At 38.6% G+C, this 3,986-nt stretch carries 5 protein-coding genes; 1 reads left to right on the forward strand and 4 read right to left on the reverse strand.

The features are described from left to right. Positions 1 to 13: 13 nt before the first annotated feature. The 4 genes from ACED60_RS25240 to ACED60_RS25255 all read right to left on the reverse strand — a co-directional run bounded on the left by ACED60_RS25240 (position 14) and on the right by ACED60_RS25255 (position 3,509). Positions 14 to 1,063, reverse strand: a complete 1,050-nt coding sequence (locus ACED60_RS25240) for an ATP-binding protein (protein WP_102424456.1) — start codon at positions 1,061 to 1,063, stop codon at positions 14 to 16. Then, complete coding sequence (locus ACED60_RS25245; protein WP_102424458.1) at positions 1,053 to 1,811, reverse strand: hypothetical protein; 759 nt, start codon at positions 1,809 to 1,811, stop codon at positions 1,053 to 1,055. Before ACED60_RS25245 ends, ACED60_RS25240 begins: the two co-directional genes overlap by 11 nt. A 144-nt stretch (positions 1,812 to 1,955) precedes the next feature. Beyond that, entirely contained in the window at positions 1,956 to 3,143 is a 1,188-nt protein-coding gene (locus ACED60_RS25250) for a tyrosine-type recombinase/integrase (RefSeq protein ID WP_371728703.1), read from the reverse strand. Positions 3,144 to 3,152: 9 nt separating this feature from the next. After that, positions 3,153 to 3,509 (reverse strand): hypothetical protein, encoded by a 357-nt coding sequence (locus ACED60_RS25255; RefSeq protein ID WP_371728704.1) that lies wholly within the window; start codon positions 3,507 to 3,509, stop codon positions 3,153 to 3,155. Between the two features lie 116 nt (positions 3,510 to 3,625). Between ACED60_RS25255 and ACED60_RS25260 the strand changes: the two genes are divergently transcribed. Continuing rightward, positions 3,626 to 3,986, forward strand: a 361-nt coding sequence (locus ACED60_RS25260) for a hypothetical protein (protein ID WP_371728705.1), incomplete at its 3' end; no start/stop codon positions are given.

Genomic DNA, 3,986 nt, shown 5'->3' on the forward strand with positions numbered 1-3,986 from the left:
GAGTGATGGGGGGTTACTTATCTGTAATTTTCAAAAAAAATAGATTTTCAGCTTGAGGTAGATCGTTGTAGTCATAGTTTAGTTTCATGCTTTTAGCCCCAATCTCGAAACTATGAGCCTCCGCTACAATGTTAGATACGTAAAGGCCTAACCCTTTTCCATCATGGTGTGTCTTTCGAGCCCAAGGAGTTCTATACCCTCTATCAAATAACTTCTCTAATTGAGTATTTGGGATGAAATTCCCTGTAGAAATCACGTTTATGGTTAGTGAGTTAGAAAACTCTTCAAACCTTACCTTGATTTCATCACTTGACGAGTACTTAATCGCATTTTGTAGAAATGACAATGGGATGATCTTAAATGACTCATAGATATCATAATTTTTATCTACTCGGCCACTTAGCCGGATTTTCTTGTTAAAAGCACTAGCCTCTGAGTGTTCAACCACACGCACAATCTTATCTATCATTCGATAGATATCAGTAGAGCGTTTTCTTCCGTATTTTGCAGCATTAGGATTGAAGTAAATCCCTGTTGTTTCCAACGAATCTTTGAGCATTACTGAAGATTTGTAGAGGCTTTTTACATTTTTTGGCGCTTTTTTTTCAGCGTCTTTTGGGGTATCACCATAATTACGAAGAATTTTATCTGAATAATGGTGTATTTGATCACACCACTTAGTTACTTCATGAAATTTATCAAAGTCTTCACTAGCTTTTTGAAAGACAAGTTGATCGAGGCGGTTACTAAAAGTATTTAGATAGCTAAACCATTTTTGTGCATACTCTAGGGTGACACTTCGTCCACGATATTTTTTTGATAGCCTACTGTTATCTGAGATGACATCAACGATAGCTACATCTAGACCATTGACCTTTTTAAGATAGTGGGTAAATCCATGAGTGCATACTACAGGCTTTATAATGTTAAGGTGTTCATTTTTGTAACAATCCTCTGTACAAATACCATTGCGTTTAATTTTGTTCCCGTCATAAATCTTCCCATTAACTATTATAGGGAAGTTATGACTAATCAACCCATCCTTTAGGAAATCACGAATCAAAATTTATCCTCTTCACTATTTTATCTGCGATAGTCGATATTTTTTCTGAATACTTATGATTTGTATTCACGTGAATTGTGTTGCACAACTCTTCATGAGTAACCGCACCAGAAAAGAATTTAATTAAGCATTTGTTTATCAATTTTTCTTGCTTGGATTTTGAACAAGCAATCATATCCGACAACTTCTCGGTCATCATATCCACATCAATATTGCTATCAATCAAATCAGAGATAGATCGTTCTATGTTCTCTTCTCTAATGGGTTTATTTAGTACGTCATCAGAGTTTTCAAAAAAGGAATTGAGGTTTAATTGATATTTGCCTGAAGATACAGCTATGACCATGATACTTGGTTTTGCCTTCTTGATTAGCTTCAATAACTTCGCGCCACCTGTTTCCATGTCCTCTTGTACTACACCTTTTACATCAAGGAAGATCATGTCAAAGTTGAGTAACTTATCTACTTCGTTGAGTGAGATTGATTCAAAAGTAGATACTTTATAATCAAGGCTTCGTAGATACTGGATAGGAAAATCATCAATTTCATCATCAACAATGGCGATCTTGTACTCTTTCCTTAACTTAAGTGACTTCAAATACCCGTGAACATCAACTGGCTCTTTAAACTTTTTATACTTATATAGGCAGAATCTCACTACTCCCCAAATAAGCCCTCCAATAGCTATAAGTGCCGCAATAAACCCCAAAGGCGTATTCCACTCAGAGATAACTTGTTGAATATTCATATTTAACCTCAAAGAAAGATGTACCTGATTATACTCTCAAATAATATGCAACTAAACCATTGGTATCATTAATAGATCCCAAACGTGGTATAAAATAATTGTGTTTTAAAAAAGCAGTGCCCTAAATGTTCACTGCTTTCTTTCCTAACTACTCACATCCCCTACCAACTCTGACACATTAGCACTTACCTCTCTCAACCTAGAACTAGCCAAATGAGCATACCTAGTCGAAGTTTGAGGGCTCTGGTGCCCAAGTAGATGCTGAACATCATAGAGCGTCGCATTTCCGCTGTTTATGAGAATCGAAGCGAAAGAGTGCCTGAGGTCGTGTATGCGGAAGTCATCGTAGATACCTGCTGCTTTCTTGATTCTAGCGAATGCCTTCTTCGGATGTGCGATAGGTCTACCGGGTGCATCTCCGGCAAAGATATAGGGGTTCTTACGTATCTGAAATCGTCGTTGGTCATTTATCACCTCCTTAGCTAAATTATTGAGTAACACCGTCCTTGATAACCCCGATTTTGTGTGGGGAAGAAATAGGCTCCAATTGCCGTCGTCGTCGACGGTAAGACAGTCCCACTTAGAGTTAGTAATTTCACCTATACGCATCCCGGTAAGTAGGGCGAACTTTAAGGCGTTTCCTTGGGTGCGATTGGGTTCCTCGTTGCATGCTTTGATGAAGGATGAAACCTCTTTGCGATTCAAGAACCTGTTTCTTAAATTATTCTCCTTTAGCTTTCTTATGTACTGCCCCGGATTGCTATCTACATACCCCCATTCCATGGCTAACCTGAACATTCTAAGGGCTAAGGAACGTAATCTATTCACTGTTGATGGTTTCCTTGTTTCTAGGATTCCATCGAGTAGCTTTTGAATGTCTTGTTGATTGATATCGGTGATACTTTTCTTACCCCATTTAGGGTAGAAATGTAGCTTTAAGTTACCGACATCATTCTTAGCCGTAAGTTTGTTCATTCGGGCATAGGGTAAGTAATGCAGCTCCGCAAATTCTTGAAACGTGAGTACATTAGATTTCTCATCCCTCATAGCCTTGGGGTCATTTCCCAGTGCTATCTCTCGCTTGTGATCATTAGCTATCTGCCTAGCAGTGTTGATATCTAGCGCAGGGTATTCACCAATTTGTAACGATTTCTTTTTCCCGAAATAGGTGTATCTGAATAGGAACCTACGTCTCCCTTGTCTGTTAATTATAATTTTCAGGCCGCTACAGAGCTCATCCGTATACTCAGTTTCTTTACTTCGACTTGTCGACGGCGTCGGCGGTAGTGAATCAAGTTGGCGCTTATTGAATTTGAATTTACGTGATTGCATCAGTCCCCCTTACTCATCAGAGATTGCGAAATGCTGATGCAATTCAGTACGGAGTGTCTTAGGCATCAGTAGGTAGATACCCTTACCGTTATCCTCGACAATACTTAGGGATATAGAAGCTCCGTAATCTAGATCATCTTCGAATTCGGTATAGGTTAGGGCTCGTTTCAGCAGTTCGATATCGTCGACGACGACAGCGTTTAGATCATTAATTGAGGTGAGGAACCAGAGTTCACATTGCAGTTCATCCCATGCCTGTTGGGTTTCTGTTTCATCGTGAAATGGTTCAGTGAGTATGGCTTTGACTTGCTCTTGTAGAGGAATAGGGAGATTTGGTAGTTGTTGAATAATAGTGATCTTGTTCATATTAAAATTCCATGATTATCAATATCATAGATTTAATATGTTTTTGATTCTTTAAATGATTCGGGCATCTAATACTATAGATGTAAGTAAGAAAACCATAAACGCAGGTAGGAAACATGTCTTTAACCAGAATTGGATACAGTCATATCGATAAAGAATACAAAGGTGTTGACTTCATCATAGAAGCTGATGAACATCTATGGGATTTTGTTGTGAGCCAGTTGTTCGAGCAAGAAAATATAGATCTAAATGAATATAATTCGACAAGAATATTAAATTCTGACCTAGAAAGCCCGTATACGACTTGGTATACGACCCAAAGTATTGAGGTTGTAGTGAGTCCAGATCAAGTTCCTAGGAATTTTTATCGTTGGTTGGAAGGTCAAGGCTTCGATCTTATCGCTAATCCGGGCTTGCAGTCGGAGGATGATGCCCAACTGCTTTATGACCTCCAAGACATTTTTGCATCTTGTGATT

The sequence above is a fragment of the Vibrio sp. 1F279 genome, from assembly GCF_041439815.1.
Lineage (GTDB): Bacteria > Pseudomonadota > Gammaproteobacteria > Enterobacterales > Vibrionaceae > Vibrio > Vibrio tasmaniensis_A.